This is a genomic window from Mumia zhuanghuii, from assembly GCF_042681565.1.
Lineage (GTDB): Bacteria > Actinomycetota > Actinomycetes > Propionibacteriales > Nocardioidaceae > Mumia.
This window is the reverse complement of record NZ_JBHUFT010000008.1, coordinates 902,982-917,575: the sequence shown is the minus strand read 5'-3', so window position 1 is coordinate 917,575 and position 14,594 is coordinate 902,982. Positions and strand designations below refer to the sequence as shown.

The following is a 14,594-nucleotide window of genomic DNA, read 5'->3' as shown; positions in this document are numbered from 1 at the left end:
CTACGACGCCTTCGGGAGCTCGTGGACGTCGGGCTCCGCCGCGGCCTCGGGCTCCGCCTTGCGCGACCGCGAGGCGTACGTGTCGACGTACTCCTGACCCGAGAGCCGCATGATCTCGTACATGATCTCGTCGGTGATCGCGCGGAGGATGTAGCGGTCGTCGGCCATCCCCTCGTACCGGCTGAAGTCCAGCGGCTCGCCGAAGCGCACGCTCGGACGGGTGTAGCGGCCGAAGATCTTGCCCGGAGGCGCGACGACGTTGGTGCCCGTCACCGCGACCGGGATCACCGGCACGCCGGACTCCAGCGCGAGCCGCGCGACGCCCGTACGGCCGCGGTAGAGACGCCCGTCCGGCGAGCGCGTGCCCTCGGGGTAGATCCCGCAGACCTCGCCCTTGGACAGCAGACGCAACTGGGTGCGCAGGGCCCCCTCAGAGGCACGCCCGCCCGTACGGTCGATCGGGACCTGCCCGGTGGAGGAGAAGAACGTCTTCTGGAACCAGCCCTTGATGCCGGGACTCGTGAAGTACTCCGCCTTGGCGACGAACGTCACCCGGCGCGGCACGACGAGGGGCATGAACAGCCAGTCGCTGTAGGAGAGGTGGTTGCTCGCGATGATCACCGGCCCCTCGGCAGGCACGTTCTCCGTCCCCGAGGCCTCCGGCCTGAACACGACCTTCAGCACCGGGCCTAGGACTACGAACTTGAGCAGCCAGTAGAGCAAGACTTCCCCTCTCGATCAGCGAAAGCGTACATTGCGCGAGCCGTCAGCTGGCGAGGACTGCACCCGTCGGCCGCTCCTCGAGGTCGCCGGAGGTGGCGATCCCCTGGCACGGACGGGGCCCCGTGGGAGAAGATGGAGGTATGGCTCAAGCCCCCATGCTGCACCCGCTCGCGCACCCGCTGGCACTCGACAGCGGCCGGACCGGTGTGCTGCTCTGCCACGGGTTCACCGGGTCGCCCGCCTCAATGACGCCATGGGCACGTCACCTCGCCTCGCAGGGGTTCACCGTGCGCGTGCCGCGGCTGCCTGGCCACGGCACGACGTGGCAGGAGCTCAACCGCACACGCTGGGAGGACTGGTACGCCGACGTCGACCGCGCGCTCGACGACCTGCGGAGCCGCTGCGACCACGTCGCCGTCGCCGGCCTGTCGATGGGCGGCGCGCTCGCGCTGCGGCTCGCCGAGCAACGCCCCTCCGACGTCGACGCGATCGTCCTGGTGAACCCGGCGGTCAACCTGGTCGATCGCCGGCTCGCCGCGCTCCCCGTCCTGCGCCACGTGGTCCCGTCGCTCCCCGGCATCGGCAACGACATCAAGAAGGCCGGGGTGGACGAGTCGGGCTACGACCGTACGCCGCTGCACGCTCTGTGGTCGCAGACGAGGCTGTGGGCCGACGTCCGCGCCAACCTGCACCGCGTCATGCAGCCCCTGCTGCTGTTCCGCTCCGTGGACGACCACGTGCTCGACCCGTCGTCCGCCCGGATCGTCCTCGCCGGGGTCTCCTCGGCGGTGGCGGTCGAGGTCGTCCTGGAGGACAGCTATCACGTGGCGACGCTCGACCACGACGCCGATCGGATCTGGCAGGAGTCGGCGGCGTTCATCGCCCGCCACACCAGCCCCAGCCCGCAGGAGAGTGATCCGGCCCGATGAGCGGATCGACCTCCGACGACGAGGAGTTCGAGCGGATCGTGGCAGGTCTGGAGCTCTCGCTCCCCGACGCCGACGAGGACCCACCCGACACGAGCGCGACCAACGCGCTGGCGCCACCGGCGGGCGCGCAGGAGGTGTTCCAGCCGCGCTGGTCCGACCCGCTGCCGGACGAGGAGGATGACGACGCCTGGCAGGACGGCGACTTCGTGCCGCCGGAGCCCGAGCCGTTGCCGCCGGGCGACCGCTGGACCCGCGCCGCGTGGGCGGGGCTGATCGGCGGGCCGGCGCTGCTGTTCGTGCTCGCGGTCGTCGGCGCCCCGGTCCCCGGCGTCATCCCGGGCGCCGCGGTCGTGGCGTTCGTGGCGGGCCTGCTCGTGCTGCTCGTACGCCGTGGCGACCACAATCGCGGTGACGACCCCGACCACGGCGCTGTCCTCTGACCCTCACTCCACCGTGAACGCCTCACGAAAGCGCTCGAGCGCGAGGTCGGAGCCGCCTGAGGCCCAGGCTTCCAGGGCGACCACGCCGTCGTAGCCCGTGGCGGCCAGCTCCTGGGCGACGTACGACCACCGGACCTCGCCGGTGCCGGGCTCGCAGCGGCCCGGCACGTCGGCGACCTGCACCTCACCGACGTACGGGGCCGCCCTGCGGACGAGCTCGACGAGATTCCCCTCGCCGATCTGTGCGTGGTAGAGGTCGAGGTTCATCTTGAGGTGGTCGCTGCCAACGGCCCGCACCAGCGCGAGCGTGTCTGCGGCCCGGCCGAACGGCGTGCCCGGGTGGTCGACCTCGGTGTTGAGGTTCTCGAGCACGTACGTCACGCCCTCGCGCTCGGCGAGCGCGGCGACCCGCTCGAGCGTGCGCAGCGCCGACAGCCACATCTCGCCGGTGACGACCTCGACCGGGCGTACGGGGATGCCTCCGTCGCCGAGGCCGGTGCCGTGGATGTTGAGCGTGGGACAGCCGATCGCGTGCGCGAACGGGATCGACTCGGCCGCCGTACGCAGCAGCTCGTCGGCGCCGTCGGGCGTGACCAGGTCGCCGCTCACGTAGCCGGTCATCGACGTGAAGCGTGCGCCGGTGCCGGCGAGCAGGGCCGCGTCTTTGCTCGTCCAGTCCCAGATCTCGACCGCGAACCCGGCGTCGTGGATCGTGCGCACCCGCTCGAGGTGGGGCAGGCCGAGATAGACCATCTCCGAGCAGACGGCGAGGGTGAAGGTCACGCCGGGAGCCCCTTGTCGACCTCGACGCGAGCGTCGGAGCGCATCGACGCGATGCACGCCTGCGCGATCGCGAGGGCGGCGCGCGCGTCGGCCCCGGTGACGTACGGGGCCCTCCCCTCCTGCACCGCGGCGACGAACTCGGCGAGCTCGGCCGCGTACGCGTCGCCGAGCAGCTCGACGTCACCGCGCGCCGTACCGGCCAGGCGCCCGGACGCGACGTGCAGCCGCATCGACGACGAGGCGCCGTCGCCCGCAGTCACCATGCCCGCCGAGCCCAGGACTTCGCCCCGTACGTCGTAGCCGTACGCCGCGGCGAAGCTCGCCTCGGCGGTGGCGATCGCTCCGTTGTCGTAGCGGATCACCACGACGGCGGAGTCCAGCAGCCCGGAGGCCTTGAAGTCGGGCGCCACCAGCGCGTCTGCCGTCGCGAGCACGTCGACGGCGCGCGCGCCGGGGTTGAGCCAGTTCAGCGTGTCGAAGTCGTGGATGAGCGTCTGGGTGAAGATCGTCCACGGCGGCACCGCACCGGGGTCGGCCGGGCCGTCCCCGGGGTCGCGGGTGAGCGACCGCATCATCCGCACACTGCCGATCGTGCCGTCGGCGATCGCCTCGTGAGCGGCACGGAAGTCGCGGGCGAAGCGCCGGTTGAACCCGACCTGGAACACCACGCCCGCCGCAGCCGTCGCCGCGAGCCCCTGGTCGATCTCGGCGAGCGTCATGCCCGCCGGCTTCTCGCAGAACACGTGCTTGCCGGCCTGCGCGGCGGCGACCACGAGGGCCGTGTGCGCGGTCGACGACGCCGCGATCACGACCGCATCGACGTCGTCGGCGCCGATCACGGCCTCCGCGGAGGTCTCGCCCCGTGCGCCGAGCGACTCGGCCAGTGCCGCCGCAACGCCGGGACGCGGGTCGGCCACGGCGACGAGATCGGCCCCGTGGACCCTGCGGGCGAGGGTCTCGGCGTGGGCCGCTCCGATCCGTCCGGCACCGATCAGCCCGATGCGGACCGCGCTCATCGCTCGCCCCGGGCGTACAGGTCGGGGCGCGTCGCGCTGACCACGGCCTGGCGGCTGCCGCCGAGGAGCGCGGCGACCCCGGCCTCGGCGACGACGTTCGCGAGATAGCCGTCCCACGCGGTCGGACCGTCGACCCCGCCGGCGCGCGCGGCACGGGCCCACGCCGCCAGCTCGTGCCGGTAGGCGTCGGCGAAGTGGACCACGAAGTCGCGCGCGACCTCGACGCCCTCGACGCCGGCGATCCTCGTGCTGACCGCGGGGGTCGGGACGAGGGAGGCCGTGCCGGTCGTGCCGACGACCTCGCAGCGGACGTCGTACCCGTAGCCGGCGTTGACGAAGACCTCGACCGTCGCGAGCGCTCCCCCGGCCATCTCCAGCATCGCGAGCTGGGGGTCGGGGAGCCCGTCGCGCACCGGCGACTCGACCCGGATGCCGACGATCTCGTCGTCGAGCAGCCAGGCGACCGTGTCGAGCTCATGGATCATCGACCCGGTGATGATGCCGGGTCCGGTCGCGCTCGTGGCGCTGGAGGCGTTGCGGTGCACGTTGTGCACGACCCGCACGTCGCCGAGCACGCCAGAGGTCACCGTCTCCTTCAACCGCGCGTAGCCGGGGTCGTACCGGCGCATGAAGCCGACCTGGACCAGCCGTCGGCCCCCAGCGACCTCGGCCTCGACGACGCGGAGCGCGTCCTGCGCGGTGACGGCCAGCGGCTTCTCGCACAGCACGGGCTTGCCCGCGGAGATGCAGGCCACGGCGAGGTCGGCGTGGGTCATGTCCGGCGAGGCGATGATGACGGCGTCGACCTCGTCGGACCCGATCAGCTCCTCGGCCGACGCCGCGACCTCGCCGCCAGCCGGCTGCGCCAGCTGCTCGGCTCGCGCGGTGTCGCGGTCGTAGACCCTCGTCACGGCGGTGCCGGGAACGGCCGTCGTCAGAGTACGGACGTGGTCGGCGCCCATCGCCCCCGCACCGACGACCCCGACCCGCAGCGCGGCCGTCACAGTGTCACCCACCGGCGCTCTGCGAGCGACGCACGCATGGCGTCGATCGTCTGCGCAGCGACGACCGCGTCGTGGATCGTCGCACCGTGCGGCTTGCCGTCGGCGATCGACCGTACGAGGCGCTCGGCCTCGATCACCTTGAGGTCGTCGTAGCCCATCGCGATGCCGGCGCCGGGCTGGAAGGCGCCGAGCTCACCGTCGCCCGGCCTCACCAACCAGGTCGCGTACGAGGCGTCCTGATAGTCCTGGTCGAGGCACACCCGGAGCTCGCCGATCCGGCGGAAGTCCCAGACGAGCGCGCCCTTCGTGCCGTGCACCTCGATGCCGTACGTGCACTGCTCGCCCACCGACGCGCGGCTCGACGAGAGCGTCCCGCGCGCGCCGCCGGCGAAGCGGAGCAGCGCGCCCACGTAGTCCTCGTTCTCGACGTCGACGAGCGGCCCCCCGCCGCCGCGCGAGAAGTGCGACGCCGCCCCGACCGAGGGCGGACGCTGAGGGATGAACCGCGCATCGTCGGCGACGAGCTCGGCGATGTCGCCGACGACGAAGCGGGCCAGGTCCGTCGCGTGGCTGACAAGGTCGCCGAGGACACCGGAGCCGGCGTACGCGTCCTGGAAGCGCCAGGTGAGCGCGCCCTGCGGGTGCGCGGCGTAGTCGGAGACGAAGCGGACGTCGACGTGCGTCAGCGTGCCGAGCCGGCCCGATTCGACGAGCTCCTTGGCACGCTCGACCGCCGGCGCGTTGCGGTAGTTGAACCCGACCGCCGACTGCACGCCGGCCGCGTCCACCGCCGCGCCGATCGCGCGGGTCTCGTCGGCGCTCCGTCCGGCCGGCTTCTCGATCCAGAGATGCTTGCCTGCCTCGGCGACGGCTACACCGACCTCGGCGTGGATGTCGTTCGGCCCCGTCACCGACACGACGTCGACGTCCTCGCGCTCGAGGAGGTCGCGCCAGTCGGCGTAGGTCCGCTCGAACCCGTATGCGGCAGCGGCGCGTGCGAGCCGGTCGTCGTCGGCGGTGTCGGCCACTGCCACGAGGCGTGGCCGCCGCGGCGCGTCCGGGTAGTGGTGGAGGAGCCGCGCGTAGGCGCGGGCGTGGGCCTGGCCCATCCACCCGAACCCGACCACCGCCACCCGCAGGTCGTGCGTCATGCGCGCGTACGCCCTTCCGGCTCGGTGGGGGTGTCGATCGCCGCCTCGACCCCGGCGGCATCGGCGACCAGTTCCTGCGCGATCGCCGAGTCGGCACCGAGGTCGCGGCTCAGTTCGTGGCCCAGCGCCTCCAGCTCGGCGCCGCCGGCCATCATCGCGGTCAGCTCGTCGAGCGTCATCTCAGACTTCGGGAAGTCACCCATGCTGCGTCCGCGGCGCAGCAGGACGAACCGGTCTCCGACCGGGTACGCATGGTGCGGGTTGTGCGTGATGAACACGACGCCGAGGCCGCGCTCACGGGCCTTCGCGATGTACTTGAGGACCACGCCGGACTGCTTCACGCCGAGGGCGGCGGTGGGCTCGTCGAGGATCAGCACCCGCGCCCCGAAGTAGACCGCCCGGGCGATGGCGACGCACTGACGCTCGCCGCCGGACAGCGTGCCGATGGGCTGATCGACATCGCGCAGGTCGATGCCCATGTCGGCGAGCTCCTTCTTGGTGGTGCGCTTCATGAGGTCGATGTCGAGCCGCCTCAGAGGGCCCACCCCCTTCGTCGGCTCCGACCCGAGGAAGAAGTTGCGCCACACCGGCATCAACGGCACGACCGCCAGGTCCTGGTAGACCGTCGCGATGCCGAGGGCGAGCGCAGCGCGCGGGCTCGCGAACTGGCGCGCGATGCCGTCGACGAGAAGCGTCCCCTCGGAGTGCTCGTGCGCTCCGGCGAGGATCTTGATGAACGTCGACTTGCCCGCGCCGTTGTCGCCGAGGACGCATGTCACCTCACCGGCCTTCACGGTCGTCGAGACGTCGCTCAACGCGTTGATGTTGCCGTAGTGCTTGCCGATGTCGCGGACCTCGATGATCGTCGTCCCGGGAGGGGGCGGCGCGCTCGTGGTGACGCTCGTGCTCTCCTGCTGCTTGCCCGCGCTGCTCATCGTGCGTTCTCCGCCCTCTTGCGAACCCAGTTGTTGATCAGGCACGCCCCCAGGAGCATCACGCCGAGGACCGCCTTCAGCCAGTTGCTGTCCCAGCCGGAGTACGGGATGCCCTGGTTGACCATCCCGTAGATGAGGGCCCCTAGGGCGGCGCCGATCGCCGATCCGTACCCGCCGGTGAGCAGGCATCCGCCGACGACCGCGCAGATGATGTAGATGAACTCCTGGCCGATGCCCGTGTTGCTCTGCACGGTCGACGTCCGGAACAGGACCAGCATCCCGACCAGCCAGCCGGCGAAGGCAGTGGTCATGAACAGCCCGATCTTGGTCCGGAACACCGGCACGCCGACCTGGCGCGAGGCGGACTGTGCTCCCCCGACCGCAAAGATCCAGTTGCCTGCGCGGGTCCGCATGAGCACCCACGACGCGATGATCGTGACCGCGATCCACCAGAGCACCGAGACGTGGATGGTGGCGCCGCCCACGGAGAAGGTCGACCCGAAGATCTTCTGCGGCTGGGCGTAGAAGGGGACGTTGGACATCCCCTGGATCGCGACCTGTCCGATGATCAGCTTCACGAGCGCGAGGTCGATGCCTTGGAGCACGAAGAACGTGCCGAGCGTGACGATGAAGCTCGGCAGGCCGGTCTTCATCACCATGAAGCCGTTGAGGGCGCCCACCGCCAGCGCGAGGACCAGGGCCACCACGATCGCGACCCAGATGTTCAGCCCCCAGTGCGTGGTGAGAACCCCGACCGTGAGCCCTGTGAAGCCCGTCATGACGCCGGCCGAGAGGTCGAACTCGCCACCGATCATCAGCAGCGCGACGGCGACCGCCATGATGCCGATCGTCGACGACGTCTGGAGCCACGTGCTGGCTCCTGCGGGGGTGGCGAAAGTCTCCGTCGTTAGCGCGAAGAAGAGGAACACCACGAGCGCGGCGATGAGCGCGCCGATCTCAGGGCGTTTGAGGAGCCGCGCCACCGGACCTGTCGTGGCGAGCCGTTCGTCTGGTTGTGCGGTAGCTGTCGCCATCGTCCTTCTCCTGTCGCGGTGGCTGCGGGGGTGGTGGGGCCCCGTTCCCCCGACCGGGGCCCCACCGGGCACGTCAGCGCGTGCCGTTCTTCGCGAACTCGAGCACGTCGTCGGCATTCTCCTGCGTGACGAACGCGGGTCCGGAGTTGACCGGCTGGCCACCGCCGACATCGTTGCCGTTGAGATCCTTCAGGTACAGCGTCGTCACGCCGAGGTAGCCCTGGACGTACGGCTGCTGATCGACGGCGAAGAGGATCTTGCCGTCCTGGACGTTGGTGATCACGTCCTCGGAAAGGTCGAAGGTGGCGACCTTCGCGGCGCTCCCCGCCTGCTCGACGGCGCCGACCGCGTCGATCGCGTACTGGCCGCCGAGGGTGAGGACGCCGTCGATGGAGGAGTCGGCCTGCAGCTTCGACGTGATGCTCGCCTGGACGGCGGCGTCGTCGGTGCCGTCGACCTGAAGGTTCTCGACCTTGCCGCCGAGGGTCTCCCCCACCGCCTTGCAGCGCTCCTCGAGGCCGACGTTGCCCGCCTCTTGGATCACGCAGACCACGTTGGACAGGCCCTCGTCCTTGAGTCGCTGGCCCACCGCCTGGCCGGCGATCGTCTCGCTCTGGCCGACGTGGGTGATCGCGCCGAACTCCTGGAAACGGTCGACGCCCGAGTTGATCGTCACCACCGGGATGCCGGCCGCGACGGCCGCCTTGATGCTCGTCTCCAGACCGTCAGGGTTGGCCATCGAGACGACGATGCCGTCGACCTTGTCGGCGACCGCTCCGTCGATCTTCTGCGACTGGCCGGCCGGGTCCGGGTCGCTGTCGTACTGCACGGTGACGCCGTAGTCGTCGCCGGCCTGCTCAGTGCCGGACTTGACGCGGTCCCAGAACGCGTCGCCCGCGCTGGAGTGCGTGATGACGGCGTACGTGAAGTCCCCCTTGTTGCCCGAGGCGCCGTCGTCGTCCTGGCCCGTCCCGCTGCACGCGGTCAGCGCGAGGGTGGCAGCCGCGACGACTCCGAAGAGTCTGAATCTGTTCATGGCAGGCGATCTCCTTGATTTCTGTGAGGTTCGAGATGGTGACGCTGGTTCTGCTTGTGCGCGTCGTACGTCGCGCGGGCCTCGCGGGTCGCGTCGAGGGTCGACACCTCCGCGACGGGCACGTCCCACCAGGCCGGGCTGTCCGGTGCCGGGACGAGCGGGTCTGTCTCGACGTGGATCACGGTGGTCCGCGTCGAGGCTTTGGCACTGCGCAGGGCCGCACGCAGGTCGTCGAGGCTCTTCGCGGAGATGACGTCCGCGCCGAGCGACGCGGCGTTCGCCGCCAGGTCGACCGGGAGGCGGCCGCCGTCGAGCCCGGACGGCGTCCGGTAGCGGTAGCGCGTGCCGAACCGGTGCGAGCCCAACGAATCCGAGAGCGCACCGATCGACGCGTAGCCGTGGTTCTGAACGAGCACGACGACGATCTTGACATCCTCGGCGACCGCGGTGACCAGCTCGGTGCTCATCATGAGGTAGGAGCCGTCACCGACCATGACGACGACATCGCGCGGATCGCCCGCATCGTCGGCCGCCAGCTTGACGCCGAGACCGCCTGCGATCTCGTATCCCATGCACGAGTAGCCGTACTCGACGTGGTAACCCTTGCGGTCGCGCGTACGCCACAGCTTGTGCAGGTCGCCCGGCATGGAGCCCGCCGCGCACACCACCACGTCGCGCGGATCCGTCCCCTCGTTGACGACCCCGATCACGGCCGACTGGGCGAGCAGCGGCTCGTGTTCGAGCCCGTACGCCTCCTCGACGACCGCGTCCCAGGCGCGGGCCCGCTCGGTCGCGTCGGCGGTGTGCTCGGCGGGTGCGCGCCACCCCGAGAGCGCATCGGTCAACGCCTCCAGCCCGGTAAGGGCGTCCGCGACCAGCGAGAGACCGGCGTGCTTGTGCGCGTCGACGGCGGCGACGTTGAGGTTGATGAACCGGACGTCGGGGTGGGCGAACACCGTCCGCGACGCGGTGGTGAAGTCGCTCCACCGCGTCCCGACGCCGAGGACGAGGTCGGCCTCGTTCGCGAGCGCGTCCGCGGCCTCCGTCCCGGTCGCCCCGATCGCGCCGACCGCCTGCGGGTGGTCGTACGGGAGCGAGCCCTTGCCCGCCTGCGTCTCCGCCACCGGGATGCCGGTCGCCTCGGCGAACGTACGGAGCGCGTCGTCGGCACCTGCGTAGAGGACGCCACCGCCCGCGACCAGGAGCGGGCGCTGCGCCGAGCGGATCAGCGCGGCCGCCTGCGCGACGAGGCTCGGCTCGGGGAGCGGCCGCGCAATGTGCCAGACCCGCCGCTCGAACAGCGCATCGGGCCAGTCGTACGCCTCGGCCTGCACGTCCTGCGGCAGGCACAGCGTGACCGCGCCGGTGTCGGCCGGGTCGGTAAGGACCCGCATCGCGGCGAGCAGCGCGGACGGGAGCTGCTCGGGGCGCTCGATGCGGTCCCAGTAGCGCGAGACGGGTCGGAAGGTGTCGTTCACCGAGGCCTTCATGCTGGTCGGGTCCTCGAGCTCCTGCAGCACCGGGTTCGCGACGCGGGTCGCGAAGACGTCTCCCGGCAGGAGCAGCACCGGCAGGCGGTTGATCGTCGCGAGCGCGGCACCGGTGACCATGTTGGTCGCGCCCGGTCCGACCGACGCCGTCACCGCGAAGGCGGCCATGCGGTCACGCTGCCGGGCGTACGCGACGCTCGCGTGGACCATCGCCTGCTCGTTGCGGCCCTGCAGGTAGCGCAGGTGGGACGGGTCGCCGGAGAGCTCCCGTTCGAGCAGGGCCTCGCCGATCCCGGCGACGTTGCCGTGGCCGAAGATGCCCCAGCAGCCGGCGAAGAACGCGTTCTCTTCGCCGTCGCGCTCGACGTGCTGCGCCTCCAGGAACCGGACGAGGGCCTGGGCGACGGTCAGTCGGGTCGTGCTCATCGGGGTCCTCCCTTCGGGAGCCGGGGGTCGATGGGCTGGTCTGCCCAGGTGTCGCGCACCCAGGCGTGCTGCGGGTCGTCGCTGATCAGCCACGCCCGCTCGTCTCCGGGGCCCGCCATCACGTTCAGGTAGTAGAGGTCGTACCCGGGTGCGGCCATCGACGGGCCGTGCCAGCCGTACGGGATGAGGACAACGTCGCCCGAGCGCACCTCGGCGAGCTCGTCGATCGGCGCCCCGTCATGGCCGTACACGCGCTGATAGCCCAGGCCAGGCCCGTTCGGCCCGTCGGCGACCTCGAAGTAGTAGATCTCCTCCAGCTCGCTCTCGTGCTCGCCCTGCTCGTCGTGCTTGTGCGGCGGGTACGACGACCAGTTGCCGGCAGGCGTCAGCACCTCGCAGACGATCAGCCGGTCAGCCTCGAACGTGCCGGGCAGGCACAGGTTGTGGACCTGGCGGCTGGCGCTCCCGGCTCCCCGCAGCTCCACCGGGACGTCGGCGGCGGCCACGCGACGGAACGGGAGCGTACGGTCGCATCGGGCCGAGGCGAGCGCGAACCGGCCGCCGTTCTCGCTCACGATCGTGACGTCTGCCCCTCTCGGGACGTAGATGAAGTCGCTCGGCCCCGCGAACACGTCCGGCCGTCCGGCGACGACGAGCTCGTCGTCGCCGCACCGCACCCGGCACGAGCCGGCCAGGGCGAGCACCAGCACCTCGGCGTCCCCGGTCGCGGCGTCATACGACTCCCCCGGTGCGAGCCGCAGGACGCGCAGGCCGCTGAAGCCCCACCCGGCGCTCTCCGGCGTCACGTCGAGCGCGACCTGCCCCTCGCGGGCGCTGTGCAGAACGCGCCCGCTCATCGGGAGATCATCTCCACCGTGGCGTCCACGGCTGCCTCGACGTCGCCGTCAGGCGGGTACAGCAGCGAGCGGCCGACGACCATCCCCCGGACCTGGGGACTGGCGAGCGCCTTGGACCACGCGGCAAACTGCGCCCCCTGGTCCGACGACACCTCGCCACCGAGCAGGACGACCGGCAGCGTGGTGGCGGCGAGGACCGCGTCCATGTCGTCGACGACCGGCAGCTTCAGCCAGGTCCGCGACGAGGTCCCTCCGAGCCCGGCGGCCACGGTCGCCGACCGTACGACCGCCTCGGTCGTGAGATCGTTGCGGATCCGCCCCCGCTCGTCGCGGTGCGAGAGGAACGGCTCGACCATCGCCGTCAGCCGGTGTGCGGCGAGGTCGTCGACCGCTCGTGCGCACGCCTCCATCGTTCGCACCGTAGCGGGGTCCGACGGATCGATGCGCAGCAGCATCTTGCCGCCTTGAAGACCTGCCCGGCGGATCGAGGCCGCGTCGTACCCGGTGAAGCGGTCGTCGATCTCGAACGCGGTGCCCGCGAGGCCGCCACGGTTCATCGATCCGAAGACGACCTTGTCCTCCAGCACCCCCATCAGCAGCAGGTCGTCCACGAGGTCGGCCGTCCCGAGGAAGCCGTCGACGCCGGGCCGCTCCAGCGCCCGGACCACCCTGTCGAGCAGCACGGCACGGTCGCCCATCGCCAACGGGTCGTCGCCGGCCCGCAGCGCGCCACGGGCGGGATGGTCCGCGGCGACGAGCAGGAGCCGGCCGGTCTGGCCGACGAGACTGTCAGGCCGGCGCCGTTCCTCGGCAAGGCGTCCGATGCACTCCGGGTCGCGGACCCGGGCGTCGACGAGCTCGGCGACGGTGGATCCGGTCACGCGCGTGCTCATGCGTGACCGCCCAGCATCGTCGTGACCTGCGCGACGTCCGGCATCGCGTCGGCGCAGGCCAGCTGCCCGGCGACGTACGCGCCGGCGGCGTTCGCGAACGACAGCGTCCGTCGCAGGTCCCACCTCTCCAGCAGCCCGTGGCACAGCGCACCCCCGAACGCGTCGCCGGCGCCGAGGCCGTTGACCACCTCGACGGGCACCGGCGGCACGACAACGTGCTCGCGGCCCTCCGTGCCGAGCACTCCGGCCGGCCCCTGCTTCACGACCGCCAGACCCACGCCGGCGTCGCGCAGCGCCTTCGCCGCGGCCTCCGGGTCGGACTCGCCGACCGCGACCTCGCACTCCTCGCGGTTGCCGACGGCCACGGTCACGTACGGCAGCGCGCGGGCGACCTGCGCGCTCGCCTCGTCCGCCGACGCCCAGAACATCGGCCGGTAGTCGAGGTCGAGCACCGTCACGCCACGCCCGCCGCGCGCCTCGAGCGCGGTCAGCGTCGCCTCCCGGCTCGGCTCCTCGGACAGACCCGTCACGGTCACCCAGAACACGTCTGCCGCGCGTACGGCGTCGAGGTCGAGCTCGTCGGCGCGGATCTGGAGATCGGGAGCGGTCGGGAGGCGGTAGAAGTACAGCGGGAAGTCGTCCGGAGGGAAGATCTCGCAGAACGTGACCGGGGTCGGAAGACCGGCGACGGAGGTGACGAACCGGTCGTCGACGCCGAAGCCGTCGAGCGCCCGGTGCACGAACCGGCCGAAGGGATCGTCGCCGGTACGGGTGATCACCGCCGACCGGCGACCGAGCCGCGCAGCGGCAACCGCGACGTTGGTCGCGCTGCCGCCGAGGAACTTGGCGAACGACGTCACGTCCTCCAGCCCCACGCCCACCTGCTCGGGATAGATGTCGACCCCGACCCGGCCCATCGTCAGCACCTCGAAGGGTGTCGTCTCGTGTGGCGTCACGGGGCGACACCCTCGAGGTAGGTGAGGCTCGCCCGGACGTCGCCGAGCGGGCCCTCGCCCTCCGGCTCGTGGTCCAGCATCACGTCCTGCTCCAGCACGTACCAGCCGTCGTAGCCGTGCGTCTCGAGCAGCCCGACGAGGCCTGCGACGTCGACGTCACCCTGCCCGAGCGGGCGGAACAGGCCAGCCCGTACGGCGTCGCTGAACGTGGAGCGGCCCTCGTGCACGTCGCTCGCCAGCTGCGCGTCGACGTCCTTGAGGTGGACGTGCGCGATGCGGTCCGGGTGTTCCTTGGTCAGCAGGACCGGGTCGGCGCCCGCCGCCATGAGGTGTCCTGTGTCGACGCACAGGGACACACGCGAGCGGGTCAGCACGGTCTCGACCTCCTCGGCACCCTCGACCATCGTCCCCACGTGCGGATGGAGGGCGGCGACCAGCCCGCGGGCCTGGGCGCGGTCGTGCAAGGCGTCCAAGCGTGCACAGAGGGTCGCCCACTGGGCCTCGCCCAGCTCGGGACGCGCGTCGTACCCGTTCACCCCGGTCGCGGCGGCGAGGACGACGACCCCGGCACCGGCGGCGACGCACGCGTCCGCGAAGGCGTCGAACGCGGCGGTCGGGTCGGAGTCGGCGTCGTGGAGCACGACCGGCAGGAAGCCCCCGACCGCCTGCAGACCGTGCTCGCGGAGCACCGCGGCCTTGGCCACCGGGTCGTCGGGAAGCCAGCCCTCCGGCCCGAACTCGGTCGCCTCGAGGCCCACCTCCCGCATCTCGTCGAGCACACGCTCTCTCGACAGCTGGAGGCCCCACCCCTCGACCTCGCACACACCCCACGAGATCGGAGCCCCGGCGATCCGGCCACGCATCATGTCCACCTTGCCTTTGTCGCTGGTCGTCCTGATGCCGTCAGTGTGGCGACCCTCA

15 protein-coding genes are annotated in these 14,594 nt (G+C 71.6%); 2 read left to right on the top strand and 13 right to left on the bottom strand.

What is annotated here, in order from left to right; all coding sequences use genetic code 11:
- Window positions 1–723 carry a lysophospholipid acyltransferase family protein gene (locus ACFSDF_RS12850; RefSeq protein WP_167251900.1) on the bottom strand — a complete coding sequence of 241 codons (723 nt, stop codon included), beginning with the start codon at window positions 721–723 and terminating at the stop codon, window positions 1–3.
- 140 nt (window positions 724–863) lie between these two features.
- Between ACFSDF_RS12850 and ACFSDF_RS12845 the strand changes: the two genes are divergently transcribed.
- Both ACFSDF_RS12845 and ACFSDF_RS12840 read left to right on the top strand, forming a co-directional pair.
- On the top strand, window positions 864–1,652 hold the full coding sequence (locus ACFSDF_RS12845) for an alpha/beta hydrolase (RefSeq protein ID WP_243845175.1): 789 nt from the start codon (window positions 864–866) through the stop codon (window positions 1,650–1,652).
- Window positions 1,649–2,092, top strand: a complete 444-nt coding sequence (locus ACFSDF_RS12840; protein ID WP_167008329.1) for a hypothetical protein — start codon at window positions 1,649–1,651, stop codon at window positions 2,090–2,092. The genes ACFSDF_RS12845 and ACFSDF_RS12840 overlap by 4 nt, the downstream gene beginning before the upstream one ends.
- Window positions 2,093–2,095: 3 nt before the next feature.
- Here ACFSDF_RS12840 and ACFSDF_RS12835 read toward each other — a convergent pair whose 3' ends face one another.
- From ACFSDF_RS12835 to ACFSDF_RS12780, 12 genes are all read right to left on the bottom strand, one after another.
- Window positions 2,096–2,875, bottom strand: coding sequence for a TIM barrel protein (locus tag ACFSDF_RS12835; protein ID WP_377157760.1), 780 nt, complete (start codon window positions 2,873–2,875; stop codon window positions 2,096–2,098).
- Window positions 2,872–3,891 carry a Gfo/Idh/MocA family oxidoreductase gene (locus ACFSDF_RS12830; RefSeq protein ID WP_377157758.1) on the bottom strand — a complete coding sequence of 340 codons (1,020 nt, stop codon included), beginning with the start codon at window positions 3,889–3,891 and terminating at the stop codon, window positions 2,872–2,874. The genes ACFSDF_RS12835 and ACFSDF_RS12830 overlap by 4 nt, the downstream gene beginning before the upstream one ends.
- Window positions 3,888–4,907 (bottom strand): Gfo/Idh/MocA family protein, encoded by a 1,020-nt coding sequence (locus ACFSDF_RS12825; protein WP_377157756.1) that lies wholly within the window; start codon window positions 4,905–4,907, stop codon window positions 3,888–3,890. Before ACFSDF_RS12825 ends, ACFSDF_RS12830 begins: the two co-directional genes overlap by 4 nt.
- Complete coding sequence (locus ACFSDF_RS12820) at window positions 4,892–6,046, bottom strand: Gfo/Idh/MocA family protein (protein WP_377157754.1); 1,155 nt, start codon at window positions 6,044–6,046, stop codon at window positions 4,892–4,894. Before ACFSDF_RS12820 ends, ACFSDF_RS12825 begins: the two co-directional genes overlap by 16 nt.
- The gene (locus ACFSDF_RS12815; RefSeq protein ID WP_167008320.1) at window positions 6,043–6,981 is read right to left on the bottom strand and encodes an ATP-binding cassette domain-containing protein; all 939 of its coding nucleotides are present in this window, start codon (window positions 6,979–6,981) and stop codon (window positions 6,043–6,045) included. The genes ACFSDF_RS12820 and ACFSDF_RS12815 overlap by 4 nt, the downstream gene beginning before the upstream one ends.
- On the bottom strand, window positions 6,978–8,015 hold the full coding sequence (locus ACFSDF_RS12810) for an ABC transporter permease (protein WP_167008317.1): 1,038 nt from the start codon (window positions 8,013–8,015) through the stop codon (window positions 6,978–6,980). Before ACFSDF_RS12810 ends, ACFSDF_RS12815 begins: the two co-directional genes overlap by 4 nt.
- A 73-nt stretch (window positions 8,016–8,088) precedes the next feature.
- Entirely contained in the window at window positions 8,089–9,051 is a 963-nt protein-coding gene (locus ACFSDF_RS12805; RefSeq protein WP_167008314.1) for a sugar ABC transporter substrate-binding protein, read from the bottom strand.
- On the bottom strand, window positions 9,048–10,967 hold the full coding sequence (iolD, locus tag ACFSDF_RS12800; RefSeq protein ID WP_377157751.1) for a 3D-(3,5/4)-trihydroxycyclohexane-1,2-dione acylhydrolase (decyclizing): 1,920 nt from the start codon (window positions 10,965–10,967) through the stop codon (window positions 9,048–9,050). Before iolD ends, ACFSDF_RS12805 begins: the two co-directional genes overlap by 4 nt.
- Window positions 10,964–11,824 carry a 5-deoxy-glucuronate isomerase gene (iolB, locus tag ACFSDF_RS12795; protein WP_377157749.1) on the bottom strand — a complete coding sequence of 287 codons (861 nt, stop codon included), beginning with the start codon at window positions 11,822–11,824 and terminating at the stop codon, window positions 10,964–10,966. The genes iolD and iolB overlap by 4 nt, the downstream gene beginning before the upstream one ends.
- Window positions 11,821–12,717, bottom strand: a complete 897-nt coding sequence (locus tag ACFSDF_RS12790) for a Cgl0159 family (beta/alpha)8-fold protein (protein ID WP_167008305.1) — start codon at window positions 12,715–12,717, stop codon at window positions 11,821–11,823. The genes iolB and ACFSDF_RS12790 overlap by 4 nt, the downstream gene beginning before the upstream one ends.
- The gene (gene iolC / locus ACFSDF_RS12785; RefSeq protein ID WP_465264196.1) at window positions 12,714–13,673 is read right to left on the bottom strand and encodes a 5-dehydro-2-deoxygluconokinase; all 960 of its coding nucleotides are present in this window, start codon (window positions 13,671–13,673) and stop codon (window positions 12,714–12,716) included. The genes ACFSDF_RS12790 and iolC overlap by 4 nt, the downstream gene beginning before the upstream one ends.
- Window positions 13,670–14,536 carry a TIM barrel protein gene (locus tag ACFSDF_RS12780; protein ID WP_208322511.1) on the bottom strand — a complete coding sequence of 289 codons (867 nt, stop codon included), beginning with the start codon at window positions 14,534–14,536 and terminating at the stop codon, window positions 13,670–13,672. The genes iolC and ACFSDF_RS12780 overlap by 4 nt, the downstream gene beginning before the upstream one ends.
- Between the last annotated feature and the right edge of the window lie 58 nt (window positions 14,537–14,594).